At 53.4% G+C, this 247-nt stretch carries 1 protein-coding gene; it reads left to right on the top strand.

The genetic code is table 11. The features are described from left to right. A partial coding sequence (locus ACO0LK_RS27130; RefSeq protein ID WP_422980626.1) for a hypothetical protein occupies window positions 1-228 on the top strand: 228 nt, incomplete at its 5' end. Window positions 229-247 lie beyond the last annotated feature (19 nt).

The raw sequence follows: 247 nt of genomic DNA, 5'->3' as shown, positions 1-247 counted from the left end.
CGTATTTCATCATGCGTCAGCAGTCATCAAGCGGCTGCAATAAAGACCGAATGTATGGCTGCAATCGACTACGTCAGGTTTAATTTGAAAATGCTCTTGCAAATGGGGGGCGTCCATGTATGCGCTGCGCGCACCGCTCTCCTGGCGCTCAAGCGTATCCTGATCACACCGCACGGCGCTTCAATCAACGCCACCAGGCTCCAGCCTGCGCTGGAGCGACGAATTTAAGGCTAACTCCTTTGTAACC

Source organism: Undibacterium sp. Ji49W, from assembly GCF_049340205.1.
In the GTDB taxonomy this organism is placed as follows: domain Bacteria; phylum Pseudomonadota; class Gammaproteobacteria; order Burkholderiales; family Burkholderiaceae_D; genus Undibacterium.
Note: the sequence above shows the minus strand (reverse complement) of the source record. Positions and strands in the feature narration are given on the sequence as shown.